The organism is Streptomyces sp. NPDC046831 (assembly GCF_040645305.1).
GTDB lineage: Bacteria > Actinomycetota > Actinomycetes > Streptomycetales > Streptomycetaceae > Streptomyces.
Genome location: NZ_JBEYXZ010000012.1, coordinates 135,820 through 154,617 on the forward strand (window position 1 = coordinate 135,820; position 18,798 = coordinate 154,617).

General features: G+C 74.2%; 16 protein-coding genes and 3 pseudogenes. 11 read left to right on the plus strand and 8 right to left on the minus strand.

What is annotated here, in order from left to right:
- Window positions 1–88: 88 nt before the first annotated feature.
- Both ABZ920_RS13715 and ABZ920_RS13720 read left to right on the plus strand, forming a co-directional pair.
- The gene (locus ABZ920_RS13715; protein WP_361503043.1) at window positions 89–319 is read left to right on the plus strand and encodes a DUF397 domain-containing protein; all 231 of its coding nucleotides are present in this window, start codon (window positions 89–91) and stop codon (window positions 317–319) included.
- A gap of 99 nt (window positions 320–418) precedes the next feature.
- Complete coding sequence (locus tag ABZ920_RS13720) at window positions 419–1,339, plus strand: helix-turn-helix transcriptional regulator (RefSeq protein WP_361503046.1); 921 nt, start codon at window positions 419–421, stop codon at window positions 1,337–1,339.
- 301 nt (window positions 1,340–1,640) lie between these two features.
- On the opposite strand, the gene ABZ920_RS13725 is transcribed toward ABZ920_RS13720, so the two are convergent.
- From ABZ920_RS13725 to ABZ920_RS13735, 3 genes and pseudogenes are all read right to left on the minus strand, one after another.
- Window positions 1,641–2,453, minus strand: a complete 813-nt coding sequence (locus ABZ920_RS13725; RefSeq protein WP_361503049.1) for an SAM-dependent methyltransferase — start codon at window positions 2,451–2,453, stop codon at window positions 1,641–1,643.
- Window positions 2,454–2,694: 241 nt separating this feature from the next.
- Window positions 2,695–2,958 (minus strand): annotated as a pseudogene (locus ABZ920_RS13730) (ABC transporter substrate-binding protein); the annotation flags it as partial.
- A 53-nt stretch (window positions 2,959–3,011) separates the two neighbouring features.
- A pseudogene (locus tag ABZ920_RS13735) lies at window positions 3,012–3,284 on the minus strand (alpha/beta hydrolase); the annotation flags it as partial.
- 285 nt (window positions 3,285–3,569) lie between these two features.
- On the opposite strand from ABZ920_RS13735, the gene ABZ920_RS13740 reads away from it, so the two are divergent.
- From ABZ920_RS13740 to ABZ920_RS13750, 3 genes and pseudogenes are all read left to right on the plus strand, one after another.
- Window positions 3,570–3,803: a hypothetical protein gene (locus ABZ920_RS13740; protein WP_361503051.1), complete on the plus strand. Its 234-nt coding sequence runs from the start codon at window positions 3,570–3,572 to the stop codon at window positions 3,801–3,803.
- 175 nt (window positions 3,804–3,978) lie between these two features.
- Entirely contained in the window at window positions 3,979–4,866 is an 888-nt protein-coding gene (locus ABZ920_RS13745) for a Gfo/Idh/MocA family oxidoreductase (RefSeq protein WP_361503054.1), read from the plus strand.
- An 88-nt stretch (window positions 4,867–4,954) separates the two neighbouring features.
- Window positions 4,955–5,199, plus strand: a pseudogene (locus ABZ920_RS13750) (exodeoxyribonuclease III); the annotation flags it as partial.
- 365 nt (window positions 5,200–5,564) lie between these two features.
- On the opposite strand, the gene ABZ920_RS13755 reads toward ABZ920_RS13750, so the two are convergent.
- Entirely contained in the window at window positions 5,565–5,843 is a 279-nt protein-coding gene (locus tag ABZ920_RS13755) for a GlsB/YeaQ/YmgE family stress response membrane protein (RefSeq protein ID WP_361503057.1), read from the minus strand.
- A 335-nt stretch (window positions 5,844–6,178) separates the two neighbouring features.
- On the opposite strand from ABZ920_RS13755, the gene ABZ920_RS13760 reads away from it, so the two are divergent.
- Together ABZ920_RS13760 and ABZ920_RS13765 are read left to right on the plus strand one after the other, a co-directional pair.
- The gene (locus ABZ920_RS13760) at window positions 6,179–7,381 is read left to right on the plus strand and encodes a beta-1,3-glucanase family protein (protein WP_361503060.1); all 1,203 of its coding nucleotides are present in this window, start codon (window positions 6,179–6,181) and stop codon (window positions 7,379–7,381) included.
- Window positions 7,382–7,473: 92 nt separating this feature from the next.
- Window positions 7,474–8,586 (plus strand): PP2C family protein-serine/threonine phosphatase, encoded by a 1,113-nt coding sequence (locus ABZ920_RS13765; protein WP_361503063.1) that lies wholly within the window; start codon window positions 7,474–7,476, stop codon window positions 8,584–8,586.
- 102 nt (window positions 8,587–8,688) lie between these two features.
- Here ABZ920_RS13765 and ABZ920_RS13770 read toward each other — a convergent pair whose 3' ends face one another.
- Together ABZ920_RS13770 and ABZ920_RS13775 are read right to left on the minus strand one after the other, a co-directional pair.
- Window positions 8,689–9,129, minus strand: coding sequence for an Lrp/AsnC family transcriptional regulator (locus ABZ920_RS13770; RefSeq protein WP_361503066.1), 441 nt, complete (start codon window positions 9,127–9,129; stop codon window positions 8,689–8,691).
- 50 nt (window positions 9,130–9,179) lie between these two features.
- Complete coding sequence (locus ABZ920_RS13775) at window positions 9,180–10,529, minus strand: transaminase (RefSeq protein ID WP_361503069.1); 1,350 nt, start codon at window positions 10,527–10,529, stop codon at window positions 9,180–9,182.
- 206 nt (window positions 10,530–10,735) lie between these two features.
- On the opposite strand from ABZ920_RS13775, the gene ABZ920_RS13780 reads away from it, so the two are divergent.
- Window positions 10,736–11,212 (plus strand): TIGR00725 family protein, encoded by a 477-nt coding sequence (locus tag ABZ920_RS13780; RefSeq protein ID WP_361503072.1) that lies wholly within the window; start codon window positions 10,736–10,738, stop codon window positions 11,210–11,212.
- Between the two features lie 580 nt (window positions 11,213–11,792).
- Here ABZ920_RS13780 and ABZ920_RS13785 read toward each other — a convergent pair.
- Entirely contained in the window at window positions 11,793–13,310 is a 1,518-nt protein-coding gene (locus ABZ920_RS13785) for a helix-turn-helix domain-containing protein (protein WP_361503136.1), read from the minus strand.
- A 521-nt stretch (window positions 13,311–13,831) separates the two neighbouring features.
- Here ABZ920_RS13785 and ABZ920_RS13790 point away from each other — a divergent pair.
- From ABZ920_RS13790 to ABZ920_RS13800, 3 genes are all read left to right on the plus strand, one after another.
- Window positions 13,832–14,452 carry an L-threonylcarbamoyladenylate synthase gene (locus ABZ920_RS13790; protein ID WP_361503075.1) on the plus strand — a complete coding sequence of 207 codons (621 nt, stop codon included), beginning with the start codon at window positions 13,832–13,834 and terminating at the stop codon, window positions 14,450–14,452.
- A gap of 432 nt (window positions 14,453–14,884) precedes the next feature.
- Window positions 14,885–16,078 carry a glycoside hydrolase family 64 protein gene (locus tag ABZ920_RS13795; RefSeq protein WP_361503078.1) on the plus strand — a complete coding sequence of 398 codons (1,194 nt, stop codon included), beginning with the start codon at window positions 14,885–14,887 and terminating at the stop codon, window positions 16,076–16,078.
- Between the two features lie 145 nt (window positions 16,079–16,223).
- Window positions 16,224–17,726: a metallophosphoesterase gene (locus ABZ920_RS13800; RefSeq protein ID WP_361503081.1), complete on the plus strand. Its 1,503-nt coding sequence runs from the start codon at window positions 16,224–16,226 to the stop codon at window positions 17,724–17,726.
- Between the two features lie 84 nt (window positions 17,727–17,810).
- Here the strand turns inward: ABZ920_RS13800 and ABZ920_RS13805 are convergent, their stop codons facing one another.
- Complete coding sequence (locus tag ABZ920_RS13805) at window positions 17,811–18,785, minus strand: TauD/TfdA family dioxygenase (protein WP_361503083.1); 975 nt, start codon at window positions 18,783–18,785, stop codon at window positions 17,811–17,813.
- Between the last annotated feature and the right edge of the window lie 13 nt (window positions 18,786–18,798).

Here is an 18,798-nt window from a genome sequence, read left to right on the forward strand (position 1 = left end):
AAGTGCGCGGGAGGGGGTGGGGCCCGGCCCGGAGCCGCCGGCCCCCCACCCCGTACGTCCGGGCAACGTGAACAGCAAGGAGAACGCGGTGTCACCAGTGCAGAACGGAGTGCGGGCCAGTTCGCTGGACGCCCGCTGGATGAAGAGCCGCCACAGCAACGCCGAGGGCAACTGCGTCGAGGTCGCCTCACTCGTCGACGGCGGCATAGCACTGCGCAACTCCCGTGACCCCGACGGCCCCGCGCTGGTGTACACCCCCGCGGAGGTGGCCGCGTTCCTCGCGGGCGCCAAGGACGGCGAGTTCGACCATCTGCTGTGAAGGGGAAGGCGGCCTGCCGACTCACTCGGCCGGATGCCGTTCCGGGCAGGGCCGTGCCATAGTGTAAACCTCACGTCTGCCGGTCTACTGGGAGTCAGGATGTCCGCCGAGCCGCATCGCATCTCCCGACTCGAACCCTACCTGGACCGCCCCGAACCGGCGCCCACACTGCTGAAGATGCTGGTCGGCGTCCAGCTGGCGGGTTTCCGCGAGGACGCCGGCATGTCCCAGGACCAGGCCGCGCGTGCGCTGGGGTTCAGTGCCGCGAAGCTCTCGCGCATCGAGTCGGGCAAGGGCCGCCGGCCCCCGGCGGAGGACGACGTCCGCGCGCTGCTGGAGCTGTACGGCACCGACGACTACGAGTCCTCGGTCCTGCTGAAGCTGCTGCGCCGCGCGGGCGAGCCCGGCTGGTGGCAGCGCTACGACAAGCGGCTGATGCCTGAGTGGTTCGACCGGCTGGTCGGCCTGCAGGAGGCGGCCGCCGCCATTCGCACCTTCGAGATCCAGTACGTGCCGGGCCTGCTGCAGACCCCCGCCTACACCCGTGCGGTGGTGGAGCGGGGGCTGCCGACCGCGTCGGCCGGCGAGGTGCAGCGGCGGGTCGAACTGCGCACCCGCCGTGCGGAGCTGGTGACGCGCGCGGACGCTCCGCAGCTGTGGGCCGTGCTCGACGAGTCGATTCTGCTGCGCGTCCTGGGCAGTCGTGAGGTGATGCGGGACCAGCTCGCCCATCTCATCAAGATGGCGGAGCGGCCCAACGTGACCGTGCAGGTCGTCCCGCTGGACGTCACGAACGCCTCCGCGCCCGGCATCCCGATCACGTACCTCCGCTTCGGCGGGCTCGACCTGCCGGACGTCGTCTACCTCGAGCACATCAGAAGCGCCAACTTCCTCGAGGACCGGGACGAGACGGAGGAGTACCGGATCGCCCTGGACCGCCTGGCCGACGAGGCGCTCACGCCGCAGGAGACGCTGGCGCTGCTGCGCAAGACGGTGGAGGACCGCTACGCCACGCCGTGACGGCGCCGGCGGCTCCTCCTCTCTCCCCTTTCCGTGCGCCGCCTTTGTCGCACGCGCACGAAGAACGCCCCTCACGGGAACACCGCCGGTGTCCGTTGCGAGGGGCGTTCGCCGTGGCGGCCCGCGCCAGGTCCCGTCTGACCATGCGCGTCGTCGCCCGAAGGGCGGCCGCGCGGCGCCAGGTGCGTGCTCTCGGCGTGCCGGCCCCAGGCCCTCGTACTGGACGTACTCGGGTCTGGGGCCGGTGCGGCGAGAGTCCGTGCATGGCGTCGCGCGGCAGACGCGAATGGTCAGACAGGGCCTAGCGGACCAGGCCGATGCCTCCGAACTCGACCCACTCGTAAGTGAGCTGACGCGGCGCCACCTCCGTGTCCGGACGCCAGGTGGACACCTCCACCAGACCCGGTTCGAGAATCTCCAGGCCGTCGAACCAGCCCGCGACGTCCTTCTCCTGACGGACCCGGCCCCAGTTCCCCTGGGTGGCCTGCGCCATGAAGTCGGTGACGGAGGCACGTACCTCCGGGTCCTCGCTGACCAGCTGGCACATCAGCATCAGGCTGCCGGGCGCCAGCCGTTCGCGGACCCGGCGGACGACCGCCGGCGGGCCGTCGGTCTCGCTGTCCGGGATGCAGTGGAACACCGAGTTGAACAGCACGGCCACCGGCTCCGAGAAGTCGATCAGCCGCTGGGTGTCCGGGTGCGAGAAGATCTCCTCGGTGTTCCGCAGGTCCGCGTGGATGACGGCGGTGCGCTCGTCCTGCTGCAGCAGCGCCCGGCCGTGCACCAGGACCATCGGGTCGTTGTCGACGTACACCACGTGCGTGGTGGGGTCGATGCGCTGGGCGACCTGGTGGACGTTGTCCTGGGTGGGCAGGCCCGAGCCGTGGTCGAGGAACTGCCGGATCCCGTACTCCTGGGCCAGCGTCCTGACCGCCCGCTGCAGGAAGCGGCGGTTGTTGAGCGCCAGCCGCCGGGTGCTGGGGACGACCTTGTCGAGCTCTTCCACCGCCGCGCGGTCGGCCGCGTAGTTGTCCTTGCCGCCCAGGTAGTAGTCATACATCCGTGCGGCCGTCGGCACACTCTCGTCGATGTTCGTGGACAGCTGGTTCTCCATCGATCCCCCAGATTCCGCCATGGTCACCGCGCCAACTGGGCTGGCACGACGAACAGTACAGCGTGGCGAACCAGCCCCGGACCCAACCGGGGAACACCGCGGGCCACTCGCACCTTCTGTCCGGTCCTTCACGGAAAAACCTCAGCCGCCCACGTGCCGAGCCTCAATTGGCATATGCCATAGGCTAGTTCAGCAGGTCGGCGGCCGAGGTCCGTGTCTCCCGGTCGTGCCGGCCGGGCGGTCAGCGGGCGGCCAGGTACTCCTCCGCGCCCGGTGCCCGGTGCGCGTCCTCCACGCGCACCAGACCGCCGACCGCCCTGCGGGCGGGCGTGAGGACGTAGGTCTCCAGGCTCGCGGGGCGCGAGACGTCGGAGAAGTCCTGCGGTGTGCCGAGGCCGGTGTCGACGTGGTCCTGGGACCGGTGCGCCCTGACCACGGCCTCCCGGGCGAGACTGCCGTCCTCGCAGGCCTTCTTCAGGTCGCCGCCCAGCAGCCGGGCGGCGTTTGGGAGCACCGCGGGCACCGCGCCCACGCTCCGCGCCGTGCGCGCCGGCCCGCGTAGTGGACGGTTCCGCCGCCGAAGTCCGTCACCGCGAGGGAGGGGACGGTCTGCTGGGAGACGGCGTAGGGCCCGCGGGCCGCCTCGATGCCGGCGTTGGTGGGCGTCGGTCCGCGCTCGTACGGGTTGTCGGCCGCGCGAGCGCCGGGGCCGGTGAGCGCGAGCGCCGCGGCGATCGCCGTCAGGGCGCCGGTGACCCGGTTCGCCCTGCGGCGGGCGGCACCTGACGGGCGGAGGGCCGGGGAGACGGCGCGGGGTGTGGGGTGCGGCACGACGAGTCGTCCTCTCGGTCGTGGCGGGGCGCCGGCGGGGAACTGGCCCACCTGGGGATGCGCGAGGCGTGCGAGGGCCTCACCGACGGGCGCCGCCGTTGGGCTGGCGGTGCCACTGTCGGCGGGAGTCCCGCCCCCGTGCACCGGCGAAATCACCGGTCTCCGGGCCGGGTTCGGCCCGTCCGGCCGTCCGGAGGCCCGATCGTCACCGATTCTTCACGTGGCCGGGCTCATGGGCGGTGGTGTGCGGAGCACCCGCACCGTGTGTCGGATTGAGGGGATGCCGTGGTCTTCGTCGCTGTTCTGCTGCTGCCGCTCGTGTCCCTGCTGCTGCTGGTCATGGACCGGCTGGAGGACCGGATGCTCGGCGCCACCCCCGCGCGGCGCAGGCATGCCGGGCGCCGCGGGCATCTGCGCCTGATACCCGGCGGCCGCCGGGACGCCCCGGCCGGCGACGGCCTTCCGGCCCGGGCCGGCCGGGGCGCGGAGTCCGCCCACGGGCGGCGGCGCGCCGCCTGAACCGCGCGCCGTCGCCCGGGGGGCGGCCTGAAGCACGAGCCGTCACGGGCGGCGGGCAACCCACCTGCACCACCGTATGGGTTGCCCGCCGCCCCCGTTCGTGTGACACGCTCGGCCATGGCCGGCCCGGACGCCCGGGCCGTCATCCTGTTCGGCACAGCGGAGAGGCAGTGGCATGCGGATCGGACTGCTCGGCACCGGCCCCTGGGCGCGGACGGTCCACGCGCCCGCACTGAGCGGGCACGGCGACCTGCGATTCACCGGCGTGTGGGGGCGCCGTCCCGATGCCGCCAAGGACCTGGCCGAGCGGCACGGCGTCCGGGCCTACGACGACGTCGACACGCTGCTGGCAGACGTCGACGCGGTCGCCGTCGCCCTGCCGCCGCAGGTGCAGGCCGACCTCGCGGTGCGCGCCGCACGCGCTGGGTGCCACCTGCTGCTCGACAAGCCCCTCGCGGCCACCGTGCCGCAGGGGCGCGCCGTCGTCGAGGCCGTCCGGGAGGCCGGCGTCGCCTCGGTCGTCTTCTTCACCACCCGCTTCCAGCCCGGACCGGCGGCCTGGATCAGGGAACAGGCGGGCCGCGAGGGGTGGTTCACCGCGCGGGCGCAGTGGCTCGGGGCGGTGTTCACCGGTGACAGCCCGTTCGCGGCGTCACCGTGGCGGCGGGAGAAGGGCGCCCTGTGGGACGTCGGCCCGCACGCCCTGTCGGTGCTGCTGCCGGTCCTGGGCGACGTGCGGGGGGTGGCGGCCGCCGCGCACGGTCCCGGTGACACGGTGCACGTCGTCCTGGACCATGCCGGCGGCGCGTCGAGCACGCTGACCCTGAGCCTCACCGCTCCCCCGGCGGCGGCGGAAGTCGCGGTGGAACTGCGGGGCGAGGCAGGGGTGGCGGTCCTTCCCGAGAGCCCGGAAGGGGCGGTCCCGGCCTTCGGCCGCGCCGCCGACGCGCTGCTCGCCGCCGCCCGGGCCGGGCTGCCCCACCCGTGCGACGCCGCGTTCGGCCTGCGCGTCACCGAGATACTCGCGGCGGCGGAGCGCCTCCTGAGCCGCGGCACCGACTGACCGGCGACATCCGCGGACACGCACCCCGGCGCGGGGCGAACCAGCCCCCGTCCGGCTCGCCGCACGAGCCGGACCATGCGGCCGCGGTCACGCCGCCGGCCGGTGCAACGGCGTGGCGGGCCCGCGTGGGCCTCGGGGACGTCGTAGAGGGTCTGCCGGGCGATCCCGGTCATGGGGACGGGCAGGAGCCGCGCGCCCTTGCCGCGGCCCGCGGCCCGGTCCGCGCGTGGTCGGTGTACGTGCCCGACGGGCGCGAGGCGGGCCGCTCCCCGCTGCGCCCGCGAGCCGCAGTGGTTCCGGGCGCTGAAGGCCGCCGTCGCCGGCGACGCGGCGCGGGCGCCAGTGCGGGCACCGCCGCGTCACTCGGTGCCGGACAACGCGAACCGACCGGCACGCGGGCCGGTCGGTTCGTCTGTCTCCGGTGCGCATGCCGACCGGTCCGCGAGGCGGTCCCGCCGGGGGCCGTCGTCGCTCCCGCCGGCCGGTCCACGCGCCGGCCGGGGGCGCAGCGAGGAGTGCCTGGAGGCCGCCGGTCTGCTCCGACTGGCCCTCGAGCCCCTGGCGGGAGCGGTGCTTCGCCGCCCGGGGCGCCCCACCGGGAAAGGCTCCGGACAGGCGTGTGGCCGGACTGTTCGGGACAGCCCGGCCACATGTTTGTCGGCTGCCCGGCCGTCGGGCCGGACGTTGCTCAACGCACCTCAGGCGTGGCGGTGGGAGCGCCGGTCACCGGTGACGAGCCGGTAGATCACGAGCAGGATCAGCGAGCCGATGATCGCGGCGATCCACGTCGACAGGTCGAAGAAGCCGTCGATCGAGTCGACACCGAAGATGACCTTCCCCAGCCAGCCGCCGAGGAGCCCACCCACAACACCTATCAGCATGGTGACGATGATGCCGCCCGGGTCCTTGCCCGGAAGAAGCATCTTGGCGATGGCGCCGGCCAGCAGGCCGATCAGGATCCAGGCGATGATGCCCACTGTTCCTCCACAATGCTTCGGGAAGTGTGTTCCTCTTCCGGATGCGCGGGATCGGCGAGAACAAACCCGCAAGCCGAGAACGAGCCAACCCTGCCCGTCCGCCCGGCCCGCGGCCCCCTCGGGCTTAAAGCAGCCTTAAGCCCGGCTCAAGCGAGGCTCATCCCTCCCGACAGCCACGCATCACCGCAGGTCAGAGGGTATGCAGGTACGAAACGGGCCGGTTGGCCCGTCTGCCGTCGCTGCGTAGCATCAGGGCCCGGCAACGATGTCGAGAGCGCTCTCTGTCGTTGTGCCACGCCCCCACGCACGCCCGAGAACCAGGAGAGACCCCCCACATGACACCCCGTCACCAGCGTTCCGTCGGACGCCGCAAGCTCCTCTTCGCCCTCACGGGCGCGGCCGTGGCCGCCCCCGCCCTCGCCGCGATCGCTCCCCACGCCCTCGCCGGCCAGCCCGCGAAGAAGGACGCGGCCGCGGCGGCGGGCGGGCTCCCGCTCACCGTCGTCAACGGCACCGGGGCCTTCGACAACTCCTCCGTCCACCTGTACATCGTCGGCAACCAGGACGGCAGGCAGGTCAGGGTCACCCCGGACGGGACGCTCGCGCCGATCGCCGTGTCGGACAACGGCGCCGACGGGTTCACCGACTACGCGATCCCGCTCGCCGGCAGCGGCGAGACCCGGCTGACCCTGCCGTACATGTCGGGCCGGATCTACGTGTCCCTCGGCCAGAAGCTGAAGCTCCGGGCGGTCACGGACGGCAACGGCAACGCCGCGCTGCAGTACCCGGCGGGCTGGGTGTCCTCGGACCCCAACTACCCCGTCCTGCACGACTGCGCCGAGTTCACCTACAACTCCGCCGGCATGTTCTGCAACACCACGATGGTGGACATGTTCAGCGTGCCGATGAGCATCCGTCTGACGGGTGCCGCGGACCGGACGACCGGCACCGTCCGCGCCGGCGGACGGGCGGCCGCGTTCGCCGCCCTCCGGAAGGTCGAGGCGTTCGCGCCGCTCGTGGTGGACGACACGCGGGTGATCGCCCCGGGCCACGGGCTGGACGCGGGTCTGTTCCCCAAGGACTACTTCGCGCCCTACGTCGACGAGGTCTGGAGCACCCTCACCGGCAGGGACCTGACGGTGACGACGAACGCGGGCACCTTCACCGGCCGGGTCCGGGGCGGCAGGCTCACCTTCACCGGTCCCGCCCCGGTCGCCTTCGACAAGCCGTCCACCCGGGACGTGCTCTTCTGCGACGGCGCCCTCGCCGCCCCCAACGACGGCACGACGGGGCCGGTCGCCGCCGTGCTCGGCGCCGGTTTCAACCGCTCGACCCTGCTGTCCGGCACCGCCCAGCCCGTCACCGACGCCGGCGCCTTCTACCGGGCCGACGTGACCAACCACTACGCGAAGGCGATGCACGCGGCCACCGAGGACGGCAAGGCCTACGGGTTCGCCTTCGACGACGTGGCGGACTTCGCCTCGTACATCCAGGACACGGCTCCCACGGGCATCAGGCTGACCCTCAGCCCCTTCTAGGAGTGCCACCGCGCCCCGGCCGGGTCTTCCGTCCGGGGCGGCGCGGCGGCGCTCGGCGTGCGGGACGGCTCCCGGCGTTGCAGCGTGGTCATGTGGTGAAGGTGCCTGCCCCCTCTGCGCGCCGGGACTCGGACCGGCGGGGCTGGCTGCGCGGCGCCCCACCGCCCCGCTGGGTGCGGGTGCTGCCGGTCGCGCTCGTCACGGCGGTCGTCGTGGCGACACTGGTCAGCCCCCATCCGCTGGACGTCGGCTTCGTGCTGGGCGCCATCCCGCCGCTGGCCGTGCTGTCGTACGGGCCGCTGGCGACCGCGGTCCTCGGCGCCGTGTCGGTCGCGCTGCTGACCGTGCACGCCTTCCGGCTGGACCGGCCGGGCACGACGGACCTGCTCACCGTCTGCTTCGTCGCCGCGCTGAGCGTGTTCGTGTCCTTCGTGCGCAGCCGCCGCGACGCGCAGCTGGACCTGGAGCACACGGTGGCCGAGGCCGCCCAGTGCGCCGTGGTCCCGCCGGTGGCCGAGCACGTCGGCCCGGTGCGCTGCGCGGGCCTGTACCGGGCCGCGCAGCGCGGGACGCTGGTGGGCGGGGACTTCTTCGACGTGCGCCGGGGCCCGCGCGGCGTGCGGGCGGTGATGGGCGACGTGCAGGGGCACGGGCTGGCTGCGGTGTCCACCGTCGCCTCACTCCTCGGGGCCTTCCGGGAGGCGGTGCTCGACCGTCCGGACCTGCCGGCGGTCGCGGCCGCCCTGGACCGCCGGCTGGTGGTGGACTCGGCGGAGGTGCGGCACGCCGAACTGTTCGCGACGGCGGTCCTGCTGGAGTTCTCCGACGACGCGCGCGCCGTGCGGATCGTCACCTGCGGCCATCCGCCGCCGGTGCTGCTGCGCGAGGGGAAGGCGACGGAGATCGAGGTCCCGCCGTGGACGCCGCTGGGCCTCGGCCTGACCGACGGGCCGCCGCGGCGGCTCGGGGACACCCTGCTGCTGCGGGACGGGGACGTGCTGTTCCTGTCCTCCGACGGCGTCACCGAGGCCCGGGACGCCCAGGGCGCCTTCTACCCGCTGCTCGAACGGCTGCCGCGCTTCACGGGCCTGGCCCCCGCCGCCCTGGCCGATCACGTGCTCTCGGACGTCCTGGCGCACTGCGGCACCGTCCGCGACGACGTCACGATGCTCGTCCTCACCCCCCGTCCGGCGGACGGGGGGTGAGCGGTCCGCGGGACTCCGGCGGACGCGCCGCCGCGGCGCAGCCGTCCCGGGGGCGGGGCGTCCGCGAGACCGCCGTCCCCGGGGCGGCGGGCGGCGGCCCTGTCAGCCGACGTCCCACAGGAACCGGTGTGTGTGAATGGCGAAGTACGGGAAGGACTGCACCTGCCGGACGCCCTCCAGGGGCCGGACCACGTCGTTGACGAAGTCCAGCAGTTCCTTCGGACCGGGGGTGACGACTTCGGCGAACAGGTCGAAGCCGCCGGAGGTCAGGACGGAGTAGACGACCTCGGCGCGCCGGGCCAGTTCGTCGGCGACCGCCCGCGGATCGCCGTCGACACCGATGCCGAGCAGTGCCATGGCCTGTCCGCCCATCGCCATCGGGTCGGTGACGCCGACGACCTGGACGACCCTGGAGTCCAGCAGCCGCTGGAGCCGCTGGCGGGCCGCCGACGCGGACAGGCCGACCCGGGGCCCGAGGTCCGCGTACGCGATGCGCCCGTCGGTCTGCAGTTCCCGCAGGATGGCCCGGTCGATGTCGTCCACGTGCCTCGTCTCCCTCTCCCGGCCGGTTCGCCCCAGCCTAACGGCGCAGTTCAGCCGGTCAGTTCGGCCAGGGCGGCGGCGAAGACCCCGGTGTGCGCGTCGACGTCCTCCTCGGTGGTGTCCGGGCACATGAGGGCCATGTTGTGGAAGGGGGTGAGCAGGATGCCCCGGTTGGCCAGGTAGAGGTGGAGGAAGTCCTCCAGCTCCGGGTCGGCGGCGGCCGCCGACTCGGTGCCGGTGCGCGGCACGGGGTCGGTGAAGCGGTACTCGGTGCGGGCGCCGAGCCGGCTGACCGACCAGGGCAGGGAGTGGGCGTCGATCCCGGCCCGCACTCCGGCCTCGAAGCGCTCGGACAGTTTCGCCATGTGCGCGAATGCCTCGTCGGTGAGCACGTGTTCCAGCGTGGCCCGCACGGCGGCGAGGGACAGCGCGTTGCCCGCGAGGGTGCCGCCGACGCCGCCCATGTCCACGAGGTCCAGGTCGGCGCGGCCGAGGAGCCGGTCGGCAAGGCCGGCGGACAGGCCGTAGGCGCCCGCGGGAATGCCGCCGCCGATGGCCTTGCCGATGGTCAGCAGGTCGGGTTCCAGGTCCCAGGCCGCGGTGCAGCCGCCCGGTCCGGCGGAGAAGGTGTGCGTCTCGTCGATGATCAGGAGGGCGCCGTGGCGCCGGGTGAGCTCGCGGACACCGGCCAGGTAGCCGGGCTCGGGGAGCACGATGCCGATGTTGGTGAGGGCCGGCTCCATGAGCACGGCGGCGACGTCGCCGTGGGCCAGTTCGCGCTCCAGCTGCGCCAGGTCGTTGAACTCCGCGACGCGGCTGGTGACGGTGACGTCGCAGGGGGCTCCCACGTTCCCGTGCCGGGCGGTGCCCCGGCCGTCGGGGCCGACGACGATCAGCGACTCGTCGACGCTGCCGTGGTAGCAGTAGCTGTTCACCAGGATCTTCGGGCGGCCGGTGACGGCGCGGGCCAGCCGGATCGCCCAGCGGTTGGCGTCGGTGGCGGTCAGCGAGAAGCTCCAGCGGGCGAGGCCGAAGCGGCGGGTGAGCTCCGCCCCGACCCACTCGGCGTCCTCGGTGGGGAGCATCGCGGTCGCTCCCCCGAGTTCGGCGTACCGGCGCCGCACCGCCTCGGCCACGGGCTCGGGCGAGTGGCCCGCCATGGCACCGGTGTCGCCGAGGCAGAAGTCGATGTACTCGTGCCCGTCGACGTCGGTGATCCTGGCCCCCCGCGCGGTGTCCAGGTAGCGGGGGAAGGCGCCGGCGGTCTTGTTCATCCAGGTCATCGGCACCCGGCCGAACAGGTGCTCGGCACGGTCGTAGGCGGCCTTCGAGCGCGGGTTGCTCCGCTCGGCCGCGGCGGCCTCGCGGGCGAGCAGGTGGTGCAGGCGGGTGCGGTCCATGGCGGTTCCCTGTGGTCGGCGGCGGGCAGTGGCGGAAGGCAGCGGTGGAATGCCATGAGCGTACGTTCGAAGCAACGGCGTCAGCAACACTTCACTTCAGATTCGTGCGCCGAGACAATGGATTCGAGCGTCAGCGGGTGTACGAGGTGACGGCGCCGTGGCGGTCCCCTTGCCGGGGCTCCCGACCCGGCCGTTCCATGGGAGGCATGCGTCCCTGTATCGCCGTCGCGGGTCCGGGGCAGGCCGGTCCCGAACTCGCGGCGCAGGCTCGGCAGGTCGGCGTGCTGCTGGCACGGCGCGGCGCGCTCGTGGTCTGCGGGGGCCTCGGCGGCGTCATGGAGGCGTGCGCGGAGGGGGTACGGGCGGCGGACGGCACGGTCGTGGGACTGCTGCCGGGGCGGGACCGCGACGCCGGGAACCGTCACCTGAGTGTCGCGGTGGCGACCGGACTGGGCGAACTGCGCAACGGCGTCCTGGTGAACACGTGCGACGCGCTGATCGCGGTCGGCGGGAGCTGGGGCACGCTCAGTGAGATCGCCCTCGCCGTGCGGGCGGGCAAGCCCGTCGCCCTGCTCGGCGGCTGGCCGCTGCCCTCCGGGGAGCTCGCCGCGCGGGGAGGGCGCGGGCCGATCGAGGTGGCCACCCCGGCCGAGGCCGTGGAGGCGGTACTGTCCGCCGCCTGACCCTTTCGGACAGGGCCGCGGGACTGGAACGCCGCGCGACCGGCGCCCTCGCGGCACCGGCGCCGGTGGCGGGCGACCGAAGCACGGCGCGCCCGGGCGCGCGCGGCACCGCGCGGCATGGCTCCGGTCCGCCGGCCGGCGCGCCCTCCGCGGACGCCGTGCGGGACGCGCGGACCCGGCGGCCCAGGACCTGCTCGGCGAACGCGTCGCGGGTTCGCGCCGGCCGGCGGACCGGACGACGTGGGCCGGCACCCGACTGGTGCCGACCGCGCGATCACGTACGGGCACGCCCCCGTCGGCCGTCCCGGCAGCCCCGCGTGAACCCTCGCCGGGACGGCGGCGCGGCAGGGGCCGTCCAGCGCCTGTCCCGGTGCCGGGGCGGCGCACGCCCCGGCTTCACGCGCGTGGACGGAGACGCGACCGGCCCCCCGTTCCGGTCCCGCCTCCGCACGCGGGGCCGCGCGGACTGCCCCTGCGGCGTGTCGCAAACTACGTGCCGCCGGCCGTCCTCGGGTACCGCGCCGATGCCCTTTCGGCCGCCCGGATGGCTCAACCGTGCACAGGCGAGTCCGGAATCGGCTTATTCGTCCCGCCCCAGGGCGGGGTGGTCCAGGTCACCCACCGCCAGATGGGCCAGGACGACCTCGTACAGGTCGCTGCCCGCGGCGAGGAGCTGGCGTTCCAGTACGGGCTCGGCGCCACGGACGTGTTCCCGGACGGTCTGCGCGTGGACGCCGAGGAGCTGAGCGGCGCGTTCGGCGTTGCCGCCGACGGAGATCCAGGTGCGCAGCGTGCCGCGCAGGTCCCGCGCGTCCGCCGCCAGCCGCCCGAGCAGTTCGGTGGCCCACGTGCGCAGCGCCGCGCCCATCAGCAGGTCGCCGAAGCCCACGGCGCCGGACGGCCCTCCGTCCGGCCCGTCGTCCTCGCCCGCCGGACCGTGGCCCACGACGGCCTGGGCGTTCAGGGCCAGGTGGACGGCGGCCCGGACGGTGAGGTCGGAGAAGTCCGTGCCGAGCAGCCGCTCCGCGCGCTCCATCCGGGCCCGCACGGTGTTGCGGCTCACCCCCATGATCTTCGCCGTGTTCACCGCGGTGAACTCCAGGCCCAGCCGGGTGGTGGCGACCAGTTCGGCGCGCGTGTGGTGGGGCAGGGTGTCCAGCGGCCGCAGCAGCCGGGCGGACCAGGCGTGCAGCGCGCGCTGGTCCATGAGGCGTTCGGGGTGGGTGCGCTCGGCGTAGACGGCGGTGCCGTCGGGCCGGAACCGGGCGACGGCGAGGGCGCTGACGGCCTGCCCGTAGGCGGTGGCCGTGCGGGCGAGACCGTGCCGGGTACTGCCGCCGAGAAACGTCCGCGGGCGCCGGCCGACCAGTGAGCGCAGCGCCCGGCCCGAGTCCTCGGCCGGGGCGACCACGATGACGTGTTCGTCCACCGCCGGGCAGAGCACCACCAGGGCCCGGCCGTCCGTGGCGTCCAGGCAGTCGGCGGCCAGCCGGCCGCGCTCCCCGCGGTGCGTCTCGACGACGTAGACGCAGGCCGAGTCCGTGTCGAGCAGGCCGGGCCACAGGCCCGCGGCGACGCGCCGGGCCGCGACGATGTCCTCCACCATCAGCAGTTGCAGGACGGCCAGCCGCAGCGCGGTGGTCGCCTGTTCGAGCCGTCTTCCGGCGGCGGCCGTCTCGTGGGCGCGCAGGAGCAGTTCGGCCACCGCGGCGGTGTGGGTGACCATGTCGGCGGTCCGCCGGTCGAAGGGGGCGGCCCGGGCGACCGCCAGCACGCCCGCCGACCGCTGATGCGCGAGCGTCACGCGGACGAGCCGCAGGTGGCGGCCGCCGTCCTCCAGCGCCGCGGAGGCGATCCGGCCGTCGGTCACGTCGGCGAGCAGAGCCTCGTCCACGGGGACCGGCTGCCCGGCGAGGACGGTGCCCGTGCCGTCCCGGAGGCAGGCGGTGCCGTTCACGGCGCCGGCCAGCCAGGCCACGACCCTGCGCACGTCGCGCCCGGCCGGCCGCAGCTGGGCGAGGAGTTCCTCCGCCCACGCCGGACGGGCTCCGGCGTACCGCGCGCTCGCCCTGACCGCCTCGTCCTCGCGGCCGTCCATCCCGGCCCACTCCTCGCCTCGCATCGGCCCCGCGTACCGGCGGGGACGTTACCAGGGCGTCTTCGTGCCCCCGGCTGCCGGCGCGGGCCGCGCGCCGCTGGAGACGAACGAAGAAGGCGGCTCCGCCGAGGTCACGGGGGGGAGGTGACAGCCGGCGGAGCCGCGGGGCTCGGGGCCGGGGGGAGGACCCGAGCGGTTCTTCCGTCTGCTGCCCCGGAAAGCGCGGTGTACTCACTGGTCTTCACACATTTCCGCGCACCGGATCGGGGTGTGGGTCCCCGAGCCGGTGAGGGGCGGCGGGCGAGCGGTGACGAGGCGGGTCCTCCCCTGCCCGCCGCGGCACTCGGTGCGGGCGCGGTGCCGGGCCTCGATGCGTGCCGGCGGCCGCGAGGACGGCGCAGGATGCGCACCCCCGGCCTCCACCGGCGGTGAGCACCGCACGTCCTGCGGGTGGACCGGCGCGGCATCCGCACCGCACCCGCCTGCACCGGCGCCGCCGCCGCACGGCATAAGCTCGGCGGATGGCGAAGTACTTCGACGTGCACCCCGACAACCCCCAGCCGCGCGCCATCAGCCAGGTCGCCGCCAGTGTGCGGGACGGCGCGCTGATCGCGTACCCGACCGACTCCTGCTACGCCCTCGGCTGCCGGCTGGGCAGCCGGGACGGCATCGAGCGGATCCGGGCGATCCGCCACCTCGACGACCGGCACCACTTCACCCTGGTCTGCCAGGACTTCGCGCAACTGGGCCAGTTCGTCAGAGTCGACAACGACGTCTTCCGCGCGATCAAGGCGTCCACGCCCGGCAGCTACACCTTCATCCTCCCGGCGACGAGGGAGGTGCCGCGCAGGCTGATGCACCCCAGGAAGAAGACCGTCGGGGTGCGCATCCCCGACCATGTCGTCGCCCAGGCCCTCCTGACCGAGCTCGGCGAGCCCCTGCTGTCCAGCACACTGCTCCTGCCGGACGAGGAGGAGCCGTTGACCCAGGGATGGGAGATCAAGGACCGGCTCGACCACGTACTGGACGCGGTGGTCGACTCGGGCGACTGCGGCACGGAGCCGACCACGGTCATCGACTTCTCCAGCGGCGAGGCGGAGATCGTACGGCGCGGCGCGGGCGACGTGTCCCGCTTCGAATAGACCTCGCCCCGAACGGTGGGCGGGGGGCCGCCGGCGCGGACCCGTACGGCGGGCCGGAATCACCGGCCGAGCGTGCACCCGGACGACGGACCGAACGACGGTCGCGCGCGCACCCTGACGAGGGAACCGAACGACAGCCGGGCGCGCACCCGGACGGCCGGGAAGTGCCACCCGGTCGGCCGTGCACCGGAGGCGGCGGCGTCCTGACCGCCGCGCGCGAGGCGGCGTCCTGACCGCCGCGCGCGAGGCGGCGTCCTGACCGCCGCGCGCGGCGCGAACGCCGCCCGCCACGGTGAACTCCCCCGCACCGCCGTGCAGTCCGCCGCGGCGAAGTGCACCGCAGACATTGACATGGTCGCGCCCTGACGCAACTCTGAGAGCGCTCTCACAGGTACGTACCAAGGCCGTACCTTCCCCCCACGGAGGTGAAGCGTGCTCGCACGACTCAGAATCCTCGCGACGGCCGCGGCCACCGCCCTCGCCGGTACGCTGCTCGGGCTCGCCGCCCCGGCACCGGCCGGCGCCGCGGTGCCCGCCACGATCCCCCTGACGGTGACCAACAACTCCGGCCGCGGTGAACCGCTGTACATCTACGACATCGGCACCTCGCTGACGACGGGTCAGCAGGGCTGGGCCGACGCCAACGGCGTCTTCCACGCCTGGCCGGCAGGCGGCAACCCGCCGACGCCGGCTCCCGACGCCTCGATCGCGGGCCCGGCCGCCGGGCGGTCGCAGACCATACGCATCCCCAAGTTCTCGGGCCGGATCTACTTCTCCTACGGGCAGAAGCTCGTCTTCAAGCTGACCACCGGCGGACTGGTGCAGCCGGCGGTGCAGAACCCCAGCGACCCCAACCGCAACATCCTGTTCAACTGGTCCGAGTACACGCTCAACGACTCGGGGCTGTGGCTCAACAGCACCCAGGTCGACATGTTCTCCGCGCCGTACTCGGTCGGTGTCCAGCGGGCCGACGGCAGTACCGCGAGCACCGGCCGTCTGAAGCCCGGCGGGTACAGCGCCGTCCTGAACGCGCTGCGCGCGCAGCCGGGCGGCTGGGGCGGGCTGATCCAGACGCGGTCCGACGGCACCGTTCTGCGAGCGCTCTCACCCGGGCACGGGCTGGAGTCCGGGGCGCTGCCGAGCGGGGTGATGGACGACTACATCAACCGGGTCTGGCAGAAGTACGCCACCTCGACGCTCACCGTCACCCCGTTCGCCGACCGGCCGGCCACCGTGTACTACGGCCGGGTCTCGGGCAACGTCATGAACTTCACCGACGGCTCCGGCACCGTGGTCACCAGTTTCCAGAAGCCGGACGGGGACAGCGTGTTCGGCTGCCACAAGCTGCTGGACGCGCCGAACGACGCGGTGCGCGGGCCGATCTCGCGCACCCTGTGCGCCGGCTTCAACCGCTCGACGCTGCTGGTGAACTCCCGCCAGCCCGACACCACGACCGCGAACTTCTACCAGGACGCGGTGACCAACCACTACGCGCGGATCATCCACGCCCAGGCGGCCGACGGGAAGGCGTACGCCTTCGCCTTCGACGACGTGGGTGCCCAGGAGTCGCTGGTGCACGACGGCGATCCGCGGCAGGCGTACCTCACGCTCGACCCGCTCTCCTGAACCGGCGCGGCGGCGGGCGGGCACGACCCGTCCGCCGCCGCGGCAGGCCCGACGGCCCGCCGCCGCTCGCGCCAACCTCCCTCCTCCGCCGCCGACTTGGAGACCCCACGTCGAAGGCCGGGCAGGTCGTTGTTACGGTGCACGCGTGTCCGACTCCTCGCGCGATACCGTCGAAGGCGCCGGCTGGGGGACCGCCGACCCCGGCACCTACCGGCAGCTCATGCCCGGCCGGACCGAGAAGCTGTCGTGGCTCGATCCCCGGACGCTGTGGGCGGCCCGCAACGGCGTGGTCGCCTCCTGGTTGGGGGACCCCACGGGCGGCATCCGCAGTCGCTGGGCGGCGCAGCGGGCGGCCGCCGGCGCTCCCACGGACAAGGTGATCCGGCGCGCCGACCCGGACCGCTTCTCCTTCCTGGTCCTCGGCGACACCGGTGAGGGGGGCGAGAGCCAGTACGCGGTCGTGCCGGGTCTCCTCAAGGCCGGTCGTGACACGGCCTTCGCCGTGATCGCCAGCGATGTGATCTACCCCGTGGGCAGCACCGACGACTACGGCGCCAAGTTCTTCGGCCCGTACCGGGACTATCCGGCGCCCGTCTACGCCGTGCCCGGCAACCACGACTGGTACGAGGGCCTGGGCGGCTTCATGCGCGTCTTCTGCGGCGACGCCCCGCCGCTCGCACCGGAGCCGGCGCCGCGGCCGCTGAGCCGGGCCCGGTTGCGGACGCTGCTGTGGCACCGGCCGCGCCCGGCGGACGCACAACGCCTCGTCGAGGCGCGGGCGTTGCGGCCGGCGCCGGGCCAGCAGGCCGTCCAGCCGGGCCCGTACTGGGCGATCGACGCCGGGCCGGTGCGGATCGTGGGCATCGACACCGGGCTGCTCGGCACGATCGACGCCGAGCAGGGCGCGTGGCTGCGCGAGGTGTCGCGCGGGCCCCGCCCGAAGATCTTGATCACCGGCTCGCCGCTGTACGTGGACGGCGAGCACCGGCCCTGTGCCATCGAGGGCGGCGGCACCGTCGACGACGTGGTGCGCGACCCCGCCCACCGGTACGTGGCGGCGATAGGCGGCGACATCCACAACTACCAGCGCTACCCGGTGGACGTGGACGGGCGCACCGTCCAGTACGTCGTCTCGGGCGGCGGCGGGGCGTTCATGCACGCCACGCACACCATCCCGCGGGTGTCGGTCGCCCGTGTCACGGAAGAGGACTTCCGCTGCTACCCGCTGCGCGGCGACTCGCTGGCCTTCTACAGCGCGCTGTACGGCCGCCGGCTGCGGCTGCGCCGCTTCTTCACGCTCACCGAGGCCGAGGCGGCCGCGGTGGTCGCCGAGCGGCTCGGCATCCCGCCGACCCGCGCCGCGGGCGCCCCCGTCCGGGTCACCCGGCGCGTCCGCCTGGTGGCGAGCCTGCTGGGCACCGGCCGCCGCCCCGACCGCGCGTCCCGCTTCCGCCTGCCGGTCCGCAAGATCTACACGCGGCTGTTCTCCCCGGGCTCGGTGACCCACCACCCCCCGTTCTTCAAGTCGTTCCTGCGGCTGGACGTGTCCCCGGAGGCGATCCGGCTGCGCTGCTTCGCCGCGACCGGGAAGCTGGCCCAGGAAGCGGACCCACCGGTCGAGGACGAGGTGACGATCCCCCTGACGTGAGCGGCCCCGCGGCGGCCCGGCCGGGTGTCACGTCCGCCCGGTCCTGCGTCCCGGGCCCGCCGGCGCCGCGGCCCGGTCCCCGGTTCACCACCGTCCCGGCTCGCTGCCGGTGAGGGCCTCGGACGGCCTGCCGTCCACACCGGCCGGCACGTCGCCCGACAGCATCACGCGGTGCATGATCCGCGGGTGCCCGAGGTGGGCGTTGTCGCTGGGGGCCAGGTGGACCGTGGCCCGGTTGTCCCAGAAGGCCACACTGCCCGGCTCCCAGCGGAAGCGCACCGTGTACTCGGGCCGGACGGCCTGCTCCAGCAGCATCTGCAGGACGGCGGCGCTCTCGGCTCGGGAGAGGCCGACGATGTGCTCGACGTAGTAGCCGTTGACGAAGAGCACCCGCTCCCCCGTCTCCGGATGGACGCGCACCAGCGGGTGGACGGTGGCGACCTGGTGGTCCAGCAGGTGCCGGACGTAGGCGTCGTCGCCCGGCCGCGGCTGGTAGCCGACACCCAGCCGGTGCTCGGCGCGCAGCCCGTCGGCGAAGGCGCGCACGGGCGCGGACAGCCCGGCGTAGGCGGCGGCCAGGTTGGACCAGGTCGTGTCGCCGCCGTACGGCGGGACGGTCTCGGCGCGCAGGATCGTCGCGGCGGGCGGGTCGACGCGGGCTCCGTGGTCGCAGTGCCAGCCGCGCAGCAGCGTGTGCCGGCGGCGCCGGAGCCACTCGTCGTGGTCCATGCCGTAGCGTCCGCCCAGCTCCAGCCGGTCCGCGGTGGTCTCCACCTCGGGCACGTCCGCCGGCGAGGCGCTGCCCCGCCGGCGCGGCGCGACCGGCTCGCCGAAGCGGCGTGCGAACGCCACGTGGGCCGCGTGGTCGAGCCGCTGGCCGCGGAAGAACACCACCTTCCACCGGAGCACGGCCGCCCGGATCGCGGCGACCTGGGTGTCGTCGAGGCCGACGGCCAGATCGACTCCGGTGATCTCCGCTCCGATGTGCCCGGCGACCGGGTGGACCTCGATCCCGCCCGTCCGCCTCTCCCGCGCCGTGCCCGGTTCCGTGCCCGTCATGATGTGCGCTCCG

What these genes read in the sequence shown, in the direction of transcription:
- ABZ920_RS13720 (WP_361503046.1), top strand. Translation starts at nt 419, where the DNA reads ATGTCCGCCGAGCCGCATCGCATCTCCCGACTCGAACCCTACCTGGAC.
- ABZ920_RS13725 (WP_361503049.1), bottom strand. Translation starts at nt 2,453, where the DNA reads ATGGAGAACCAGCTGTCCACGAACATCGACGAGAGTGTGCCGACGGCC.
- ABZ920_RS13745 (WP_361503054.1), top strand. Translation starts at nt 3,979, where the DNA reads ATGCGGATCGGACTGCTCGGCACCGGCCCCTGGGCGCGGACGGTCCAC.
- ABZ920_RS13760 (WP_361503060.1), top strand. Translation starts at nt 6,179, where the DNA reads ATGACACCCCGTCACCAGCGTTCCGTCGGACGCCGCAAGCTCCTCTTC.
- ABZ920_RS13775 (WP_361503069.1), bottom strand. Translation starts at nt 10,529, where the DNA reads ATGGACCGCACCCGCCTGCACCACCTGCTCGCCCGCGAGGCCGCCGCG.
- ABZ920_RS13780 (WP_361503072.1), top strand. Translation starts at nt 10,736, where the DNA reads ATGCGTCCCTGTATCGCCGTCGCGGGTCCGGGGCAGGCCGGTCCCGAA.
- ABZ920_RS13785 (WP_361503136.1), bottom strand. Translation starts at nt 13,310, where the DNA reads ATGGACGGCCGCGAGGACGAGGCGGTCAGGGCGAGCGCGCGGTACGCC.
- ABZ920_RS13790 (WP_361503075.1), top strand. Translation starts at nt 13,832, where the DNA reads ATGGCGAAGTACTTCGACGTGCACCCCGACAACCCCCAGCCGCGCGCC.
- ABZ920_RS13805 (WP_361503083.1), bottom strand. Translation starts at nt 18,785, where the DNA reads ATGACGGGCACGGAACCGGGCACGGCGCGGGAGAGGCGGACGGGCGGG.